Source organism: Kitasatospora sp. NPDC048286 (assembly GCF_043201735.1).
Lineage (GTDB): Bacteria > Actinomycetota > Actinomycetes > Streptomycetales > Streptomycetaceae > Kitasatospora.
Window position 1 is genome coordinate 244,697 of record NZ_JBICZE010000013.1, and the last position, 20,854, is coordinate 265,550.

3 protein-coding genes are annotated in these 20,854 nt (G+C 73.5%); all 3 read left to right on the top strand.

The features are described 5' to 3' along the window. The 3 genes from ACGF13_RS29400 to ACGF13_RS29410 are packed head-to-tail and all read left to right on the top strand — an operon-like array spanning position 1 to position 20,821. Positions 1 to 17,409: an SDR family NAD(P)-dependent oxidoreductase gene (locus tag ACGF13_RS29400; RefSeq protein ID WP_392880743.1), complete on the top strand. Its 17,409-nt coding sequence runs from the start codon at positions 1 to 3 to the stop codon at positions 17,407 to 17,409. Beyond that, positions 17,406 to 19,658, top strand: a complete 2,253-nt coding sequence (locus ACGF13_RS29405; protein ID WP_392880746.1) for a cytochrome P450 — start codon at positions 17,406 to 17,408, stop codon at positions 19,656 to 19,658. The genes ACGF13_RS29400 and ACGF13_RS29405 overlap by 4 nt, the downstream gene beginning before the upstream one ends. Beyond that, the gene (locus ACGF13_RS29410) at positions 19,658 to 20,821 is read left to right on the top strand and encodes a macrolide family glycosyltransferase (RefSeq protein WP_392880748.1); all 1,164 of its coding nucleotides are present in this window, start codon (positions 19,658 to 19,660) and stop codon (positions 20,819 to 20,821) included. The genes ACGF13_RS29405 and ACGF13_RS29410 overlap by 1 nt, the downstream gene beginning before the upstream one ends. The last annotated feature ends 33 nt before the right edge of the window (positions 20,822 to 20,854 follow it).

A 20,854-nucleotide genomic window follows, 5' to 3' on the forward strand; every position in this document is an offset into this window, starting at 1 on the left:
ATGTCCGACGAAGAGAAGCTCCGCACTTACCTCAAGCGCGCCACGGCCGACCTGGGAGTGCTCAGTAAGCGCCTCGCCGACATGGAGGAGGCCGCGCGCGAACCGATCGCGATCATCGGCATGGGCTGCCGCTACCCGGGCGGAGTGGAGTCCCCGGCCGACCTGTGGCGGCTCGTCTCGGACGGTGCCGACGCGATCACCGAATTCCCGCCGGACCGTGGATGGGACGTCGTCTACGACCCTGACCCGGACCGGCCGGGCACGACCTACAGCCGATCGGGCGGCTTCCTCGCCGACGGCGCCGGCTTCGACGCCGGGTTCTTCGGCATCTCGCCGCGCGAGGCACTGGCGATGGACCCGCAGCAGCGGGTGCTGCTGGAGACCGCCTGGGAGACCTTCGAGTACGCCGGCATCGACCCGACCACGCTCGGCGGCAGCCGCACAGCCGTGTTCACCGGCCTGTGGTCCTCCGGCTACGGCAACCAGCCGCCGCCGGACCTCGAAGGTTTCCTCGCCACCGGAACGGCCACCAGCGCCACGTCCGGGCGGGTGTCGTACCTGCTGGGGCTGGAGGGCCCGGCGGTGTCGGTGGACACGGCGTGCTCGTCGTCGCTGGTGGCGATCCACCTGGCGGCGCAGGCGCTGCGGGCGGGGGAGTGCTCGCTGGCGCTGGCCGGTGGCGTGACGGTGATGGCGACGCCGGCGGGGTTCGTCGAGTTCTCGCGGCAGCGGGGGCTCGCCGCCGACGGCCGGGTGAAGGCGTTCGCCGAGGCGGCCGACGGCACCAGCTGGGGTGAGGGCGCCGGCCTGCTGCTGCTGGAGCGGTTGTCCGACGCCCGCCGCAACGGCCACCGGGTGCTGGCGGTCGTCCGGGGCTCGGCGGTGAACCAGGACGGCGCGTCGAACGGGCTCGCCGCGCCGAACGGCCCGTCCCAGGAACGCGTCATCCGTCAGGCCCTCGCCAACGCCGGACTGTCGACGGCGGACGTGGACGCGGCGGAGGCCCACGGCACCGGCACCACCCTCGGCGACCCGATCGAGGCGCAGGCGCTCCTGGCGACGTACGGCCGGGACCGGGTGGAGCCGTTGTGGCTGGGGTCGGTGAAGTCGAACATCGGCCACACCCAGGCGGCGGCCGGTGTGGCGGGTGTGATCAAGATGGTCATGGCGATGCGGCACGGTGAACTGCCGCGGACCCTCCACGTGGACGCGCCGACCTCCCACGTCGACTGGTCGGCGGGCCAGGTCTCCCTGCTGACCGAGGCCCGGCCGTGGCCGGAGACGGGGCGTCCCCGCCGTGCCGGCGTGTCGGCGTTCGGCATCAGCGGCACCAACGCGCACGTCGTCATCGAACAGTTCCCGGAGGAAACCGCCGGACAGCCCGCCGCGGACGACTCCGCGGAGCCCACCGTGTGGCTGCTGTCCGGCAAGACGGACGACGCCCTCCGCGCCCAGGCCCGACGGCTCGCGGACCACGTCACCGCCCACCCCGGACTCCGGCCGGCCGCGATCGGCCGGGCCCTCGCCACCACCCGCACCTTGCTCGCGCACCGGGCGGCCGTGGTGGGCAGTACCCGGACCGACCTCATGGCGGAACTGGCCGCGCTCGCCGACGCGGACCCCCGCGTCATCACGGGTGTGGCCGGTTCGCCGGGTCGTTCGGTGTTCGTGTTTCCGGGGCAGGGTGCGCAGTGGGTCGGTATGGGTGGGGAGTTGTACGGCTCGGAGCCGGTGTTCCGGGAGGTGATCGATGCGTGTGACGCTGCGTTGGCGCCGTACACGGACTGGTCGTTGGTGGAGGTGCTGACGGGCGGTGGCTCGCTGGAGCGGGTGGATGTGGTGCAGCCCGCCCTGTTCGCGGTGATGGTGGCGCTGGCCGAACTGTGGCGGTCCTACGGCGTGCAGCCGGACGCCGTGGTCGGCCACTCCCAGGGGGAGATCGCGGCGGCCTACGTGGCCGGGGCGTTGTCCCTGGACGACGCCGCCAAGGTGGTCGCCCTGCGCAGCCGCGCGCTGGCGGTGTTGGCCGACCAGGGCGGGATGGTGTCGGTCGGCCTCGGGCATGAGAACGCCGCAGAGTTCGTGGCCCGCTGGGACGGCCGGCTGACGGTGGCGGTGGTCAACGCCCCCGGTTCGGTCGTCGTGTCGGGCGACCTGGACGCGCTGGACGAGCTGCTGGCGGTCTGTGAGGCCGACGGAATCCGCGCCCGCCGACTGCCCGTCAACTACGCCGCCCACTCCGCGCAGGTCGAGGCGATCCGCGAGCAACTGCTCACTGAACTGGCCGACATCACCCCCCACCCGGTGGCGATCCCGTTCTACTCCACGGTCACCGGCGAGGAGATCGACACCTCCGCCCTTGACGCCGACTACTGGTACCGCAACCTCCGCGAACCCGTGCTGTTCGACCAGACCACCCGTGCGCTGCTCGACCACGGCCACACCGTCTTCGTCGAGGTCAGCCCGCACCCGGTCCTGGTCTCCGCGGTCGAGGAGACCGGTCACCACCACGGCTCCGACCTCCTCGTCACCGGCACGCTCCGGCGCGACCAGGACGACTTCCTCACCTCGCTCGGCCGCCTGCACGTCCATGGTGTCCCGGTCGACTGGCGGTTCCCGGACGACACCGAGCCCGTCAGCCTGCCGACGTACGCCTTCCAGCGCCAGCCGTACTGGCTGCGGCCCGTCCCGACGGCGTCGGGCGACCACCCCCTGCTCAGCACGTTCGTGGAACTGCCCGACGGCGCGGTGCTCAGCGGACGGATCTCGCTCGCCACCCACCCGTGGCTGGCCGACCACGCCGTGCGGGGCTCCGTCCTCCTGCCCGGCACCGCGTTCGCGGAGATGGCGGCCTACGCGGCCGGACGGCTCGGCCGCGCGGTCGAGGAGCTGGTGCTCGAAACGCCGCTCGTCCTCGACGACACCCCGGTGGACCTCCAGGTCGTCGTGGGCTCCGAGGACGACGGCCGCAACCCGCTCACGGTGTACTCGCGTGACGGCGACGAGTGGGTGCGGCACGCCACCGGGACCCTGGGCGAGGAGCCGGCGCTGAGCGCCTGGGACTGGCCGCAGGCCGGTGAGCCCCTCGACGCCGACGGGCTCTACGACTCGCTGTCCGTGCTCGGCTACGAGTACGGGCCGGCGTTCCAGGGCGTCACGGCGGCCTGGCGGGTCGGCGACACCGTCTACGCCGAGGTGGAGCTTCCCGCCGAGGAATCGTTTGCTCTGCACCCCGCGCTGCTTGACGCCGCACTGCACCCCATGGCGTTCCTCACTGACCGCACCGGCCTGCCGTTCGCGTTCACCGGAGTCGCGATGCGGCCCGCTGGTCGCGGCCCGCTGCGCGTACGCCTCTCCGCCACCGGGCCGGACACGTACACCGTGGCCGTGGCCGATCCGGACGGCACCCCGGTCGCGGTCATCACGTCGTTGACCGTCCGGGACGCCACCGCCGTCCCGGACAGCCTGTACGCACTCGACTGGCTGCCCTTCGAACGGCTGGCCCTCGACCCGGCGTCGACGGGCGGCGACCCCGCGGACCTGGTCGTCTACGAGGTGCCCGGGCCGGAGCCCGAGGCGGACACCGTCGAGGCGGCGTACGAGAGCGCGCGGAGCGTACTCGCCGTGATCCGGGACCACTTGGCGGGCGAGCGGACGCGGCTGGCGGTCGTCACCCGCAACGCCGTCGCCGCCTCGCCCGGTGACGTGGTCGGCCTCCACCACTCGATGGTCTGGGGTCTGGTCCGCGGCGCGCGGGCCGAGCACCCCGACCGGTTCGTCCTGGTCGACGCCGACCCGACCTGGGACCCCGCGCTGATTGCTGGCACGGACGAGCCGGAACTGGCGGTACGCCAGGGGACGTTGCGCGTCCCCCGGCTGGTCCGCGTCGGCGCGAGCCTCACCCCGCCCGACGGGACCTGGCGGCTGGAGGACACGGGCACCGGCAGCATCGACGACCTGGCGCTGGTGCCCCGCCCGGAGCTCATGGAGCCGCTGGGGCCCGGGCAGGTCCGGATCGCCACGCGGGCGGCCGGACTCAACTTCCGGGACGTGCTGATCGCCCTCGGCGTCTACCCCGGCGAGGCCCTGATGGGCGGCGAAGGCGCGGGCGTCGTCCTCGAAACCGGCCCGGACACCCGGTTCCGGCCCGGCGACCGCGTCATGGGCCTGGTCCCCGGAGCCTTCGGCCCGGTCACCGTCGCCGACCAGCGGCTGCTGGTCCGGATGCCCGAGGACTGGTCGTTCGCCAGGGCCGCGTCCGTGCCCGTGGTGTTCCTGACCGCCTGGTACGGCCTGCGCGACCTGGGCGGGCTGGAGGCCGGGCACCGGGTGCTGATCCACGCGGGTACCGGTGGTGTCGGCATGGCGGCGATCCAGCTGGCCCGGCGGCTCGGGGCGGAGGTGTTCGCCACCGCCGGCCCGGCCAAGTGGCACATCCTGCGCGCCCTGGGACTGGACGAGGACCACATCGCCTCGTCGCGCACCCTGGAGTTCGAGAAGAAGTTCCCGCCCATGGACGTGGTTCTGGACTCGCTGTCCGGCGAGTTCGTCGACGCCTCCCTGCGGCTGCTCGTGCCCGGCGGCCGGTTCGTGGAGATGGGCAAGACCGACATCCGCGACGCGGCCGACCATCCCGACATCGTCTACCGGGCGTTCGACATCGCCGACGCGGGGCCGGAACGGCTCGGCGAGATCCTGGACGCCGTCGTACGGGCGTTCACGGACGGCGGGTTCGCACCGCTGCCGTTGGACGTCCGCGGGGTCCGGGACGCGGTCGACGTGTTCCGGTTCATGAGCCAGGCCGCTCACGTCGGGAAGATCGTCCTCACTGTTCCCGCGGATCTCGATGCGGCCGGTACGGTGCTGATCACCGGTGGTACGGGGACGCTGGGGGGCCTTGTGGCCCGGCATCTGGTGGCCGAGCGGGGTGTGCGGCATCTGGTGCTGGTCAGCCGCAGCGGTGGCGGGGCGGCGTTGCGCGAGGAGCTGGAGGGGCTGGGCGCGGAGGTGACCGTGGCGGCCTGCGACGTGGCCGACCGGGACGCGCTGGCGGCCGTCCTGGACTCGATCCCGGCCGCGAACCCGCTCACCGCGGTCGTCCACGCCGCCGGCGTGCTCGACGACGGCGTGGTCGAGTCCCTGACCCCCGACCGTCTCGCCGCCGTCTGGGAGCCCAAGGCCCGGGCGGCCTGGAACCTGCACGAACTCACCCGGGGACGGGACCTGACGGCCTTCGTCCTCTTCTCCTCGGCCGCCGGCACGCTCGGCGCGGCAGGGCAGGCCAACTACGCCGCGGCCAACACCTTCCTCGACGCCCTCGCCGTGCACCGGCGCGCCCTCGGACTTCCGGCGACCTCGCTGGCCTGGGGCTACTGGGCCGAGGCCAGCGGCATGACCGGGCACCTGACTGGTGCCGACCAGGACCGGCTGACGCGAGCCGGGGTCGTGCCGCTGGCCACCGAACACGCCCTGTCGCTGTTCGACGCGGCCCTGGCCACGGACCGGGCCGCGTTGGTGCCGGTACGCCTCGACCTGTCCGTGATGGCGGGCTCCCCGGCGGCCCCGGCGGCCCTCAAGGGCCTCGTCTCCCGCAAGGCGGCCCGGCGCCCGGCGCGGCACGGTGCGATCGCCGACCGCCTGCGGTCACTGCCGGAGGCCGAACGGCTGCGCGCCGCACTCGACCTGGTCACCGCCAACACCGCCGCCGTGCTCGGTCACCGCGAACCGGGGGCCGGATGGGACCGGCAGGCGTTCAAGGACCTCGGCTTCGACTCGCTGACCGCCGTCGAACTGCGCAACCGCCTCGCCGGCGCCACCGGCCTGCGGCTGCCCGCGACCCTCGTCTTCGACCACCCCACCCCGCGGCAACTCGCCGAGCACCTGCTGAGCGGGATCCTCGGCGCGAGCGCGGAGGTGGTGCCGGTGGTGCCGGTGGGTGGAGTGGTTGATGGCGCGGATCCGGTGGTGATCGTGGGCATGGGGGCCCGGTATCCGGGTGGGGTGGGGTCGCCGGAGGAGCTGTGGGGCCTGGTCTCGGGTGGGGTGGACGCGATCGGGGGGTTCCCGTCGGATCGTGGGTGGGACGTCGAGGGGTTGTTCCATCCGGATGCGGATCACCCGGGGACGTCGTACACGCGGTCGGGTGGTTTCCTCGCGGACGCGGCCGGGTTCGACGCGGACTTCTTCGGGATCTCGCCGCGTGAGGCGCTGGCGATGGATCCGCAGCAGCGGGTGCTGCTGGAGACCGCGTGGGAGACGTTCGAGGACGCGGGGATCGACCCGACGTCGCTGCGGGGCAGCCAGACGGGCGTGTTCACCGGCATCTGGGCATCCGGCTACGGCGACCAGGCACCCGCCGACGCCGAGGGCTACCTCGGTACGGGCGCCGCGACCAGCGTGACCTCCGGCCGGATCGCCTACCTGCTGGGGCTGGAGGGCGCGGCGGTCTCGCTGGACACCGCCTGCTCGTCCTCGCTGGTGGCGATCCACCTGGCAGCGCAGGCGCTCCGCTCGGGGGAGTGCTCACTGGCCCTGGCCGGCGGAGTGACCGTGATGGCGACCCCGCTGGGGTTCACGGAGTTCTCGCGCCAGCGCGGCCTGGCTCCCGACGGCCGGGTGAAGGCGTTCGCCGAGGCGGCCGACGGTACGGCCTGGGCCGAGGGCGCGGGCCTGCTGCTGCTGGAGCGGTTGTCGGACGCCCGTCGCAACGGCCACCGGGTGCTGGCGGTCGTCCGCGGTTCGGCGGTGAACCAGGACGGCACCTCCAACGGCCTCGGGGCGCCGAACGGTCCGTCACAGGAGCGGGTGATCCGTCAGGCCCTCGCCAACGCCGGACTGTCGACGGCGGACGTGGACGCGGTGGAGGCGCACGGCACCGGCACCACGCTCGGTGACCCCATCGAGGCCCAGGCACTCCTGGCGACCTATGGCCAGGACCGGGTGGAGCCGTTGTGGCTGGGGTCGGTGAAGTCCAACATCGGGCACACGCAAGCCGCCGCCGGTGTGGCGGGCGTGATCAAGATGGTCATGGCGATGCGGCACGGTGAACTGCCGCCGACGCTGCATGTCGACGCGCCGACCTCGCACGTCGACTGGGAGTCCGGCAACATCCGACTGCTCACCGAGGCCCGGCCCTGGCCCGACAACGGCCACGTGCGTCGCGCGGGCATCTCGGCGTTCGGCATCAGCGGTACCAACGCGCACGTGGTGATCGAGGCGGCTGCCGAGGAGCCGGTCGGGGTTTCGACGGAGCCCACGGGTGGGGTGGTGCCGTGGGTGTTGTCGGGGAAGTCGGAGGCGGCGTTGCGGGAGCAGGCGCGCCGGCTGGGCGCCTTCACCGTCGTGCGTCCCGAGGTGAGCGCGGCGGCGGTCGGGGGTGCTCTGGCTGCCCGCACCGTGTTCGAGCACCGGGCCGTGGTGCTGAGTGGCGTGGAGGCGTTGGACGTCCTGGCCGAGGGCGGCACGGCGCCGGGTCTGGTCACCGGGACCGCCCGCTCGCTGGGTCGTTCGGTGTTCGTGTTCCCGGGGCAGGGTGCGCAGTGGGTCGGTATGGGTGGGGAGTTGTATGCCTCGGAGCCGGTGTTCCGGGAGGTGATCGACGCGTGTGACGCTGCGTTGGCGCCGTACACGGACTGGTCGTTGGTGGAGGTGCTGACGGGCGGTGGCTCGTTGGAGCGGGTGGATGTGGTGCAGCCGGCGCTGTTCGCGGTGATGGTGGCGCTGGCCGCGCTGTGGCGTGCGCATGGTGTGGAACCCGATGCGGTCGTCGGGCATTCGCAGGGGGAGATCGCGGCGGCGTACGTGGCGGGGGCGTTGTCGTTGGAGGACGCCGCGAAGGCGGTCGCGCTGCGCAGCAAGGCCCTGGTCGCCCTGGCGGACCAGGGCGGGATGGTGTCGGTCGGCCTCGGGCACGAGCAGGCGGCCGAGTTCGTGGCCCGCTGGGACGGCCGGCTGACGGTGGCGGTGGTCAACGCCCCCGGTTCGGTCGTCGTGTCGGGCGATCTGGACGCGCTGGACGAACTGCTGAAGTCCTGTGAGGCCGACGGCATCCGTGCCCGCCGCCTGCCCGTCAACTACGCCGCCCACTCCGCGCAGGTCGAGGCGATCCGCGAGCAACTGCTCACCGACCTCGCCGACATCACACCGCACCCGGCGGTGACCCCGTTCTACTCGACGGTGACCGGCGAGGAGATCGACACCTCCTCCCTCGACGCCGACTACTGGTACCGCAACCTCCGCGAACCCGTGCTGTTCGACCAGACCACCCGGCTGCTGCTCGCCTCGGGTAGCGCCCCCGTCTTCGTCGAGATCAGCCCGCACCCGGTGCTCACGCCCGCGCTGGAGGAGCACGAGGCGGGTGTGGTGACCGGCACGCTGCGCCGCGACCACGGCACCCCGGCCGAGTTCCTGGCCGCCGCGGCGCGGCTGTTCGTCGCGGGTGTGCCGGTGCGGTGGCCGTTCCCTGAAGGGGAGCCGGTGGCGCTGCCCACCTACCCCTTCCAGCGGACGCGGTTCTGGCTCGCCGGAGGCGCGGGAGACGTGTCCGCGGCCGGGCTCGACTCGGTGGACCACCCGTTGCTCGGCGCTGCCGTCGAGGTGGGCGAGCAACGGGTCCTGACGGGTCGGCTCTCCCTGGCCACCCACCCCTGGCTCGCGGACCACTCCGTCCTGGGGACGGTGCTGCTGCCCGCGACGGCGTTCGTGGAACTGGTGGTGCACGCGGCCGGGGCGGCGGTGGAGGAACTGGTCCTGGAGGCGCCGCTGGTGTTGCCCGCGGACGGCGCGGTCGACGTGCAGGTCGTCGTGGGCGAGCCGGACGAGACCGGCCGCCGCACGGTCGACGTCCGGTCCCGTACGGACGGTTGGGTGCGGCACGCCACCGGCACGGTGAGCGGGGAGCCTGTGGTCGGGCGGGAGCTGACGCAATGGCCGCCGGCCGACGCGGAACCGGTCACCGGGCTCTACGACACGCTCGCCGCGGCGGGCTACGAGTACGGGCCGGCCTTCCAGGCCGTGCAGGCGGTGTGGCGCCGCGGCAACGAGGTGTTCGCCGAGGTCACCGTGCCGGACGCGGCCCGGTTCTCCGTCCACCCGGCCCTGCTGGACGCCGCCCTGCAACCGCTGGCGCTGCTGGCCGGCACGGAAGGCGACGTGCGGCTGCCGTTCTCGCTGGGCGGCATCGCGGTCCACCGCACCGGCGTGACCTCCGCGCGCGTACGGCTGACGGTGGTGCGCCCCGGCACGTACGCCGTCCACCTGGCGGACCGGTCCGGCGAGCCCGTGGCGACCATCGAGGCGCTGACCACCCGTCCGATGGCCGAACGCGGCCCGCTGTACGCCCTCGACTGGATTCCGCTGACCCCCGGCGAAGGCGCGCTCGGCGACGCCGTCGTCTCGCCCGGCTCGGTCGCCGAGGCGCTGACGGCCGTCCAGGACTTCCTGGCCGGGCCCGGCGAACGGCTCGTGGTGCGCACGCGGGGCGCGGTCGCCGTCGTTCCCGGTGACGCGGTGAGCGACCCGGAAGCCTCGGCCGTCTGGGGCCTGGTCCGGTCCGCGCAGTCCGAGCACCCCGGCCGGTTCGTGCTCGTGGACGCCGACGAGCTGCCCGACGGCCTGTCGGTCGGCGACGAGGACCAGCTGGCGGTGCGCCAGGGGGCCGTCCACGTGCCCCGGCTCGTGCGCTCCACACCGGAGGAGGCGTTCGACGGTCGGCTGACGCAGGCGGTCACGGGCAGTCTGGACGACCTCGCCTTCCTGTCGTACGAGCAGGCCCCGCTCGGGCCCCTGGAGGTGCGCGTCGCCGTGCGGGCGGCGGGCCTGAACTTCCGGGACGTGCTGATCGCCCTCCGGGTCTACCCGGACCCGGCGCTGCTCGGCAGCGAGGGCGCGGGCGTCGTCACCGAGGTCGGCGCCGAGGTCACCGGGCTGCGGCCGGGTGACCGGGTCGCCGGGCTGCTGCCCGGCGCGTTCGGCCGGGTGGCCGTCGCCGACCACCGGGTGCTGGTGCGCATCCCCGACGAGTGGACGTTCACCGAGGCCGCCACTGTGCCGATCGCGTTCATGACGGCGTGGTACGGCCTGCGCGATCTGGGCGGGCTGGAGGCCGGGCACCGGGTGCTGATCCACGCGGGTACCGGTGGTGTCGGCATGGCGGCGGTCCAGCTGGCCCGGCGGCTCGGGGCGGAGGTGTTCGCCACGGCCGGCCCGGCCAAGTGGCACATCCTGCGCTCCCTGGGGCTGGACGAGGACCACATCGCCTCGTCGCGCACCCTGGAGTTCGAGCAGAGTTTCCCGCCCATGGACGTCGTCCTGAATTCGCTGTCCGGCGAGTTCCTGGACGCCTCCCTGCGGCTGCTCGCGCCCGGCGGGCGGTTCGTGGAGATGGGCAAGGCCGACGTCCGGCCCGGCGTGCTGGCCTTCGACCTGGCCGACGCGGGACCGGAGCGGCTGGCGGAGATCCTGGCCGAGGCCGTCCGGCTGCTCGGCGCGGGCGAGCTGCGGCTGCCACCGCTCACCACCTGGGACGTCCGCCGCGCGCGGGACGCCTTCCGGTTCATGAGCCGGGCCGCTCACGTGGGGAAGATCGTCCTCACTGTTCCCCAGCCGGTCGACCCCGACGGCACCGTGCTGATCACCGGTGGTACGGGGACGCTGGGGGGGCATGTGGCCCGGCACCTGGTGGCCGAGCGGGGTGTGCGGCACCTGGTGCTGGTCAGCCGCAGCGGTGGCGGGGCGGCGTTGCGCGAGGAGCTGGAGGGGCTGGGCGCGGAGGTGACCGTGGCCGCCTGCGACGTGGCCGACCGGGACGCGCTGGCGGCCGTCCTGGACTCGATCCCGGCCGGGCGTCCGCTGACCGCGGTCGTCCACGCCGCCGGCGTGCTCGACGACGCCGTGGTCGAGTCCCTGACCCCCGACCGTCTCGCCGCGGTCTGGGAGCCCAAGGCCCGGGCGGCGTGGAACCTGCACGAACTCACCCGGGGGCTGGATCTGACGGCGTTCGTCCTCTTCTCCTCGGCCGCCGGCACGCTCGGCGCGGCAGGGCAGGCCAACTACGCGGCGGCGAACGCCTACCTCGACGGCCTGGCCGCGTACCGGCGTGCCCAGGGCCTGCCGGGGGTGTCGCTGGCCTGGGGCTACTGGGCCGAGGCCAGCGGGCTGACCGGGCAGATGTCCGAGGCCGACGGTGAACGCCTCGCCCGCGCGGGGCTGTTGCCGATGGCGGCCGACTACGCACTCGGGCTGTTCGACGGGGGCCTGGACATCGCGGAACCGGCGGTGGTCGCGGCCCGGATCAAGGTGTCCGCACTGGGTGACCGTCCGGTGCTGCGCGCGCTGACACGCGCCCGCAAGCCGGTGCGGACCACCGGGCTGGCGGGCGAGCTGGGATCGCTCCCCGAGGCCCGGCAACGCGAGATCCTGCTCGACCTGGTCAGCACCCACGCCTCGGCCGTGCTGGGCCGCGGCGACGAGATCGGTGGCGACCTGGCCTTCAAGGACCTGGGCTTCGACTCGCTGACCGGCGTGGAGCTGCGCAACCGGCTGTCCACGGCGGTCGGGACCCGGCTGTCGGCGACGATGGTCTTCGACCACCCGACCCCGGCCCGGCTGGCCGAATACCTGCGGGAGGTGGTCCTCGGCAAGGAGCGCGGGACGGTCGCGCCCGCGCCGGCCGGGGTTCCCGTGTCGGGTGATCCGGTGGTGGTGGTCGGGTTGGGGGCCCGGTACCCGGGTGGGGTCGGGTCGGCCCAGGACTTGTGGGGCCTGGTGTCGGGTGGGGTCGATGCGGTGGGTGATTTCCCGTCGGATCGTGGCTGGGACGTGGGTCGTCTCTACGATCCGGCCGGTGGCCCGGGGACGTCGTACACGCGGTCGGGTGGTTTCCTGGGGGATGCGGGCGGCTTCGATGCCGCGTTCTTCGGGATCTCGCCGCGCGAGGCGCTCGCCATGGATCCGCAGCAGCGGGTGCTGCTGGAGACGGTGTGGGAGACCTTCGAGGACGCGGGGATCGATCCGACGTCGTTGCGGGGCAGCCAGACGGGCGTCTTCACCGGCATCTGGGCGTCCGGCTACGCGGGCGGAGTGGACCAGATCTCGCGCGACGCGGACGGCTACGTGGCCACGGGCACGGCGACGAGTGTGACCTCAGGGCGGGTGTCGTACCTGCTGGGGCTGGAGGGTCCGGCGGTGTCGGTGGACACGGCGTGTTCGTCGTCGCTGGTGGCGATCCACCTGGCGGCGCAGGCGCTGCGCTCGGGGGAGTGCTCACTGGCCCTGGCCGGCGGTGTGACGGTCATGGCGACACCCGCCGCCTTCATCGACTTCTCCCGCCAGCGGGGGCTTGCGGCCGATGGGCGGGTGAAGGCGTTCGCCGAGGCTGCCGATGGTACGGCGTGGGGTGAGGGCGCGGGTGTCGTGCTCCTGGAGCGGTTGTCGGACGCCCGCCGTAACGGTCACCAGGTGTTGGCGGTCGTCGCGGGAAGCGCGGTGAACCAGGACGGGGCGTCCAACGGCCTGACCGCGCCGAACGGTCCGTCGCAGGAGCGGGTGATCCGTCAGGCTCTGGCGAACGCCGGGTTGGAGGCGTCCGAGGTGGACGCGGTGGAGGCGCACGGTACGGGGACGACGCTCGGTGACCCGATCGAGGCGCAGGCGCTGTTGGCGACGTACGGCCGGGACCGGGTGGAGCCGTTGTGGCTGGGGTCGGTGAAGTCGAACATCGGCCACACGCAAGCCGCCGCCGGCATCGCGGGTGTGATCAAGATGGTGATGGCGATGCGGCACGGTGAACTGCCGCCGACGCTGCATGTCGACGCGCCGAGCTCCCACGTCGACTGGTCGGCGGGCCAGGTCTCCCTGCTGACCGAGGCCCGGCCGTGGCCGGAGACGGGGCGTCCCCGTCGTGCCGGTGTGTCGGCGTTCGGCATCAGCGGTACCAACGCGCACGTGATCCTGGAGGCCCCGGCGCCGGAGCCGGCCGAGGAGACCTCGCCCGAGTCCCCTGCCACTCCCACGCCCGCCCCTGCGGCCGCGGTGCCGGTGCCGTGGCTGCTGTCGGCCAAGTCGGACGCGGCCCTGCGTGACCAGGCCCGCAGGCTGCGCGGGTTCCTCGCCGAGCACCCCGAGGTCACACCGACCGAGGTGGCCGCGGACCTGGCCGCGCGGGCCCGGTTCCCGCACCGTGCTGTGCTGACGGACCCGGCCGGCCTGGACGCGCTGATCGACGGAAAGCCCGGAATCGTCACGGGCACTGCCTCCCCGGGCAGGTCGGCGTTCGTGTTCTCCGGTCAGGGTGGTCAGTGGGCGGGGATGGGACGGGGTCTGTATCGGGAGTTCCCGGTGTTCGCGCGGGCGTTGGACGAGGTCTGCGGGTTGCTGGGGTTGCCGGTGGAGGTGTTGTTCGAGGACGCGGAGGGGGTGCTGGGGCAGACGCTGTTCACCCAGGGTGGGGTGTTCGCGTTGGAGGTGGCGCTGTTCCGGTTGGTGGAGTGGCTGGGGGTTCGGCCGGACTTCGTGGTGGGGCACTCGGTCGGTGAGGTGGCGGCGGCCCATGTGGCGGGCGTCCTGGGCCTGGAGGACGCGTGTGCGCTGGTGGGTGCGCGGGGCCGGTTGATGCAGGAGTTGCCCGGTGGTGGGGCGATGGTGTCGCTCCAGGCGTCGCTGGAGGAGGTGGAGGGCTCGTTGGTGCCGGGTGCCGAGGTGGCGGCGGTCAACGGGTCGGATGCGGTGGTGGTGTCGGGCGACGAGGCCGCGGTTGCGGCGGTTGCTGAGGTGTGGCAGGGCCGTGGTTGTCGGGTGCGGCGGCTGGAGGTCAGTCACGCGTTCCATTCGGCGCGGATGGATCCGGTGCTGGAGGAACTGGGCCGGGTGGCTGAGGGTTTGTCGTTCGGTGAGCCGGTGATCCCGGTGGTCTCCACGGTGGCCGGGCGTCCGGTGGACCTGGGGGAGCCGGGGTACTGGGTGCGGCAGGTGCGGGAGCCGGTTCGGTTTGCCGATGCCATGGAGTGGCTGACGGGCCAGGGTGTTACGGGGTTCGTCGAGGTGGGCCCGCATCCGGTGCTGGTGGGGACCGGCTTGATGCGGCGTAATGGTGACTCCCCGGAGCGGCTGTTCGCGGGGCTGGGCCGGCTGTGGGCGGACGGCGCCGCGCGCTGGACGCCACCCGCGACCACGACGGCGGGAACGCCGGACGTGCGTGTGCCCTCGTACGCCTTCCAGCACCAGCACTACTGGCTCCAGCCCACCACCCCGTCGGAGGGCCTCGACACGCCCGACCACCCGCTGCTGCGGTCCCTGGTGAAGCTCCCCGACGGGCAGGGCGTGGTGCTGACCGGGAAGCTCTCCGCTTCCCTCCACCCGTGGCTGGCCGAGCACACCGTGCTCGGTTCGACGCTGCTGCCCGCGATGGCGTTCGTGGACATGGCCGTCCACGCCGGCGAGCACACGGCCAGCCCCGTTCTGTCCGAACTGGTCCTGGAGGCGCCGCTCGTGCTGTCCGAGCGCGACGGTGTGCACGTGCAGGTCACCGTCGGCGCGCCCGACGACACCGGACGCCGGGCCGTCACCGTCCACTCCCGCACCTCCGCCGAGCCCGACGAGTGGACCCGCCACGCGACCGGCGTGCTCAGCCCGCCGGACCGGGCGACAGGGGCCGACCGGACGGCCGTGCCCGGGGCGGACGACAGCGAGGCCGCGCCGATCGACATCGGCTCGCTCTACGACCGGCTCGCCGAAGCCGGCTACGAGTACGGGCCGGCCTTCCAGGGGCTCACCGGCATCCGGCGACACGGCGAGGACCTGTACGCCGAGGTGAGCTTCCCGGAGGACCCCGCGCAGCTCACCGGTTACCGCGTCCACCCCGCGCTCCTGGACGCCGCCATACAGCCGCTGACCCTGCTCGCCGGCCTCGCGGCCGAGGACGGCGGCGCCGGCGGCAGCCAGGCGCGGATGCCCTTCTCGTTCTCCGGCGTGTCGGTCACCGGGTCGGCAGCGACGGCCCGCGTGGTGCTGCACCCGACCGGGCCGGACACCTACGCGGTACGGATCACCGACACCGCCGGGATACCGGTCGTGAGCATCGACGAGATCGTCCTGCGGCCCGTCGAAGCGACGGGTCACGGCGCCGGACGGCGGCCGAACACGCTGTTCGCCGTCGACTGGACCCCGATGGCGGCACCGGACGGCCCGGACACCGAGACGGTCCTCCACGAGGTCGTCGGCGAGGGCGAACCGGTCGCGGCCGCCCACGCGGTGACCCGCGAACTGCTCGGCACGGTCCGGGAGTTCCTGGCCACCGACACACCGGCCCGGCTCGTGGTCCTCACCGGCGACGACCTGGCCTCGGCCGCCGCCCGCGGCTTCCTGCGCAGCGCGCACAGCGAGAACCCCGGGCGGATCCTGACCGTCCGGCACGACGGCACGGCCGCCTCACGACGGGCGATCCCCGCCGCGGTGCGCGCCGCCGTGAGCGACGGCGAGCCCGAGATCCAGCTGCGCGACGGAACCGCCCTCGTGCCGAAGCTGGTGAGGGCCGCCCCGGCCGCACCGACCGCCCCGGCCGGGCCCCTGGACGGTGCGCCCCTGGACGGCACCGTGCTGATCACCGGCGGCACCGGCACCCTCGGCGTCCTGGTCGCCCGGCACCTGGTCACCCGGCACGGCGCCCGGCACGTGGTGCTCGCCGGCCGCCGCGGCGTCGAGCCGCCCGGGCTCCGGGAGGAGCTGGGCGCCGCCCTCACCGTGGTCGCCTGCGACGCCGGGGACCGCGGGGCACTGAGGGATCTCGTCGCCTCGATCCCCGACCTGCGGGCCGTCGTGCACGCCGCCGGGGTCGTCGACGACGCCGTGGTGGGATCGATGACACCCGAGCAGATCGACACGGTGCTGCGCTCGAAGGCCGATGCCGCGTGGCACCTGCACGAGGCCACCGAGCACCTGGACCTGCGGGCGTTCGTGCTGTTCTCCTCGGCGTCCGGGGTGTTCGGCGCCCCCGGGCAGGCCAACTACGCCGCCGCGAACGCGTTCCTCGACGCGCTCGCCGAGCACCGGCACGCGCGCGGTCTGCCGGCCACCTCCCTGGCCTGGGGCCAGTGGGCCGAGTCCAGCGCCATCACCGGGAACCTGACCGAGGCCGACCAGCGCCGGCTGGCGAGGACCGGGATGCTGCCGCTGGCCACCGAGCAGGCCCTCGGCCTGTTCGACACCGCCCTGGCCGGCGAACGCCCGGCGCTGGTGCCGGTCCGCCTCGACCTCGCGGCGATCGACACCCCGCCCGCGCTGCTGCGCGGACTCGCCCGGCCGCGGCGCGCGCCGGCCCCGGCAGCCGGCCCCGGCGACCTGCGGGCCAGGCTCGACGCCCTGCCCGAGCCCGAGCAGCGCGCCCTGCTGCTCGACCTGGTCGTCAGGCACAGCGCGAGCATCCTCGGAATGGCCCCCGGCGGGATCGACGACCCGCGCCGGCTGTTCCGCGACCACGGCGTCGACTCGCTGACCGCCATCGAGCTGCGCAACCAGCTCAACGCGGCCACCGGGCTCCAGCTCCCGGCGACCCTCGTCTTCGACTTCCCGACGCCCGAACAGCTCGTCAACCACCTCTACGGGCAGCTGTGCTCGCCGGAGAACCGGGTCGCCGGGCCGATGGAACGCCTGCTGCGCAAGGCCGTCGACGTCGGCCGCGCGCAGGACGGCCTCGATCTGCTGGCCACGGTGTCCCGGCTGAGCCCGGCCACCGACGCGCCCAAGGCCGAGGCGGTCGCCCTCGCGACCGGCTTCCTCCAGCCGTCGCTGGTCTGCCTGCCGTCCGCGCTGGCGTCCGGCGGCATCGAGGAGTACGGGCGGTTCGCCGCGGCGCTGGAGGCCGCCCGCGACGTCACGGCGGTCACCCTGCCGGGCTTCGCCGGCGACCCGCTGCCCGCGGACGCCGACGTCCTGGTCCAGGCACTTGCCGAGGCCGCGTCGACCGTCGCCGCGCCGGTGCTGGTCGGCCGTTCGGTGGGCGCGTGGATGGCCCTGGCGACCGCCGGGGAACTGGAACGGCGGGGGGCCCGGCCGAGCGCCGTGGTGCTCATCGACGGCTACCCCGACGACCTGCCGGGTGTGCTCACCGGCATGCTCGACGCCGGCCACCAGGTCCACCCGGTCGACGACGACCGGCTGGTGGCCATGGGCCGCTACCTCGATCTGGCCGGCGCCCCGGAGCCCGTCACCGCGCCGGTGCTGCTGGTGGGCACCGGGGAGCGCTCGTGGCCCCGGCTGTCCACCACCGTCCAGGAGGTGCTCACCGTCCCTGGCGACCACTTCACCGCACTGGAGGAGAACTCCGCGGCCACGGCGCTGGCCATCAGTACATGGCTCCTCGACTTCGACGGGTACGGGGCCGGGTTGTCCGAACTCAGGGGAAAGGACCAAGCATGATCTGGGACAACGTCTACATCGGCGGAACGGGGCGGTACCTGCCGCCCCGCACGCCCGCGACGCAGGCAGTGCCGGACACCGAGACCATGCGGCGGCTGCTCGCGCTGTCGGACTTCGTGTCGTTCACCAGCTCCGACGACGTCACCGAGCACGCGATGGCCGTGCACGCGGCGATCGGAGCCCTGCGCGAGTCCGGCCTCAGCGGCGCCGACATCTCCATGGCCGCCTACGCGCAGATGGACCACCAGGACCACATGGCGTCCTCCTGCCACCTGCAGCGCGTCCTCGGCCTCGGCCACGCCCTCGTCTACGAGGTCGAGGCGACCAGCAACGGCGGCTCGGCCGCGCTGCAGTCCGCCGCCGCGCACCTGGTGGCCGACCCGGCCGCGACCGCGACCCTGGTCACGGCCACCGCCCGGTTCCTGCCGCCGCGGTGGGAACGCTGGCAGCCCACCGTCGGGATCTTCCTGGCCGACGGTGCGGCCGCGGCCGTGCTCAACCGCGAGGGCGGCCGGGCGCGGCTGGTCGCGACCGCCAACAGCTCCGCGACCCAGATGGAGGTCCTCGCCACCCCGACGATCCCGGACCCCAAGGGCCACCGCAACCGTACGCCGATCGAGGTCACCGGCCTGGCCCCGTATCTGACGCTGATGAGCGGGGCACTGGTCACCGCGGTCGAGCAGGCCGCCAAGGAGGGCGGCGTCGACATCGCCGACATCACCAGGTTCGTCGTCACCGGTCTGGGCCTGGCCCAACTGGAGGTCGTCGTGCTGGAGCCGCTCGGCATCGACCTGAGCCGCACCACCTGGCCGATGCTGCGCGAGCTCGGCCACGTCGGGCCGTGCGACCAACTGCTCGGCATGGACCACCTGCTGCACGACGAGACCCTCAAGCCCGGCGACACCATCATGTCGATCGGCCTCGGCATGGGCTCGCGGTTCACCGCGACCCTGCTGGAGGTCACCGAGCCCCCCAAGCCCCGTACGACCACCGTCTTCACCGAACCGGTGCGCGCGCAGGCCCCGTCCGCCGACACGTACGTCATCGACCCCTCGGGCGGCGACATCTTCGGCGAGGCCGCTGCGTTGCGCGAGCGCGGCCCGGCCACGCCCGTCGAACTGCCCGGTGGCGTGTCGGCCTGGGCCGTCACCGGGCACGACCTGACGAAGAAGCTGCTGCTCGACCCGAAGGTCTCCAAGGACGCGAACAAGCACTGGCCCATGTGGCGCGACGGCGACATCCCGCCGGACTGGCCGCTGATCATGTGGGTCGCGATGCAGAACATGTTCACCGCCTACGGGTCCGACCACACCAGGCTGCGCAGCCTGGTGGCCAAGGCGTTCACCCAGCGCCGCATCGAAGCGATGCGGCCGCGCGTCGAGGAGATCACGGCCGGCCTGATCGCCGACCTGGCCACGGTGCCGCCGGGGCAGACGGTCGACCTGCGCGCACGGTTCGCGTTCCCGCTGCCGATCCAGGTCATCACCGGACTGTTCGGGGTGACCGCGCAGACGGGCGCGGACCTGCGGCGGCTGGTGGACGCGGTGTTCAGCCTCGACGCGGACCCGGCGGGCGTGCAGGCCGCCTCCGGCGAGCTGTACATGCTGCTCAAGGACCTCGTGGCCGCCAAACGGCGCGACCCCGGCGACGACATGACCAGCGACCTGATCGCCGCGCAGGAGGCGGACGGCACACGACTGTCCGAGCGGGAACTGCTGGACACCCTGCTGCTGACCATCTCCGCCGGCTTCGAGACGACGGTCAACCTGCTCGACCACGCCATCCACGCGCTGGCCACGCACCCGTCCCAGCTCGCCCTGGTCCGGTCCGGGACCAGCACGTGGGAGGACGTGGTGGACGAGACCCTGCGCTGGCAGGCACCGGTGCCGAACCTGCCGCTGCGGTACGCCGTGGAGGACATCTCCGCGGACGGCGTGCAGATCCGCAAGGGCGAGGCGATCCTGCTGTCCTACGGCGCGGCCGGCCGCGACCCGGCGCAGCACGGGGCCGACGCGGAGGACTTCTCCGTCACCCGGCCGTCGCGGGCCGACCACCTCACCTTCGGGCACGGCGTGCACTTCTGCCTCGGCAGCCCCCTGGCGAAGCTGGAGGCGACGACGGCGCTGTCCGCGCTGTTCTCCCGGTTCCCCCGGCTGCGGCTGGCCGTCCCGTCGTCCGAACTCGAGCCGCTGGGTTCCTTCTTCACCAACGGACACAAGACTCTTCCGGTCATCCTGGAGGAGGGCTGATGGCCCATGTCGCCTTCGTGAGCGCGCCCGCGTCCGGGCATGTGAACCCGACCCTGCCGCTGGTCGAAGAGCTGGTCCGGCGCGGTCACCGGGTCAGCTACGCCACGGGACCGGCCACCATGGACGCCGCCGTCGCCGCCGGGGCGTCGCCGGTGACCCTGCCCTCGCAGCTGCCGCCCGACATGGCGGCGCGGGGCGAGTTCACGGCGGAACAGCTCGCCGTGACGATGGAGTACTACCTCGACGACGCGCGTGCCTCCTTCCCCGTCCTGGCCGAGCACTTCTCGGCTGACCCGCCGGACGCGGTGTGCTACGACTCGGTGACCTTCACCGGGAGGATGCTGGCGAACCTGCTCGACGTGCCGGAGATCTCCCTGGTGCCGACCTTCGCGGAGAACGAGTCCTTCTCGGCGGCGCAGGTGTACCTACCGGCCGACTTCGACCACACCAACCCCCGACTGGTGGCCGCGATCCAGGACATGGGGACGTTCGCGCAGGGCCACACCTTCGTCAAGGACCCGAACCTGATGTTCGGCTACGTGGCCCCGACGAGCCTGGTGTTCGTCCCCCGCGAGTTCCAGCTGTCGGGGGACACCTTCGACGAGCGCTTCCACTTCGTCGGGCCGTCGCTGAGCAGCCGGCAGACCACTGAGGAGTGGAGCCCCCGGTCGCAGGCCCCGGTGCTGCTGATATCGCTGGGAACCGTCTTCAACGACCGGCCCGAGTTCTACCGGACCTGCATCGAGGCGTTCGGGGACAGCGACTGGCAGGTCGTCATGGCGGTGGGCGGGCTGGACCAAGAGTCGCTGGGCCCGATCCCGGCGAACGTCGAAGTGCACGCGCACGTGCCGCAGGTGGCGGTGCTGCGACACACCGACGTGTTCCTGAGCCACGCCGGGATGAACTCGACGATGGAGTCCCTCTACCACGGGGTGCCCTTCGTGGCGGTGCCGCAGATCCCGGAACAGCGGGCGATCGCCCGGCGGGCGGAGGAACTGCAGGTCGGCAGGACGCTCGCCGAGCCGACCGTGCAGGGCCTGCGCGACGCCGTCCAGGACGTCCGGTCCTGCCGCCCCCGGGCGGCGGCCCTGAGCCGGATCGTGCGCGGGGCGGGCGGCGCGTCAAAGGGGGCGGACGTCCTGGAGAAGCTGCTGACGCGGTAGCGGCCGGACTCCACCGGGCGGTCCGCAGCCGCA

What these genes read in the sequence shown, in the direction of transcription:
- ACGF13_RS29400 (WP_392880743.1), top strand. Translation starts at nt 1, where the DNA reads ATGTCCGACGAAGAGAAGCTCCGCACTTACCTCAAGCGCGCCACGGCC.
- ACGF13_RS29405 (WP_392880746.1), top strand. Translation starts at nt 17,406, where the DNA reads ATGATCTGGGACAACGTCTACATCGGCGGAACGGGGCGGTACCTGCCG.
- ACGF13_RS29410 (WP_392880748.1), top strand. Translation starts at nt 19,658, where the DNA reads ATGGCCCATGTCGCCTTCGTGAGCGCGCCCGCGTCCGGGCATGTGAAC.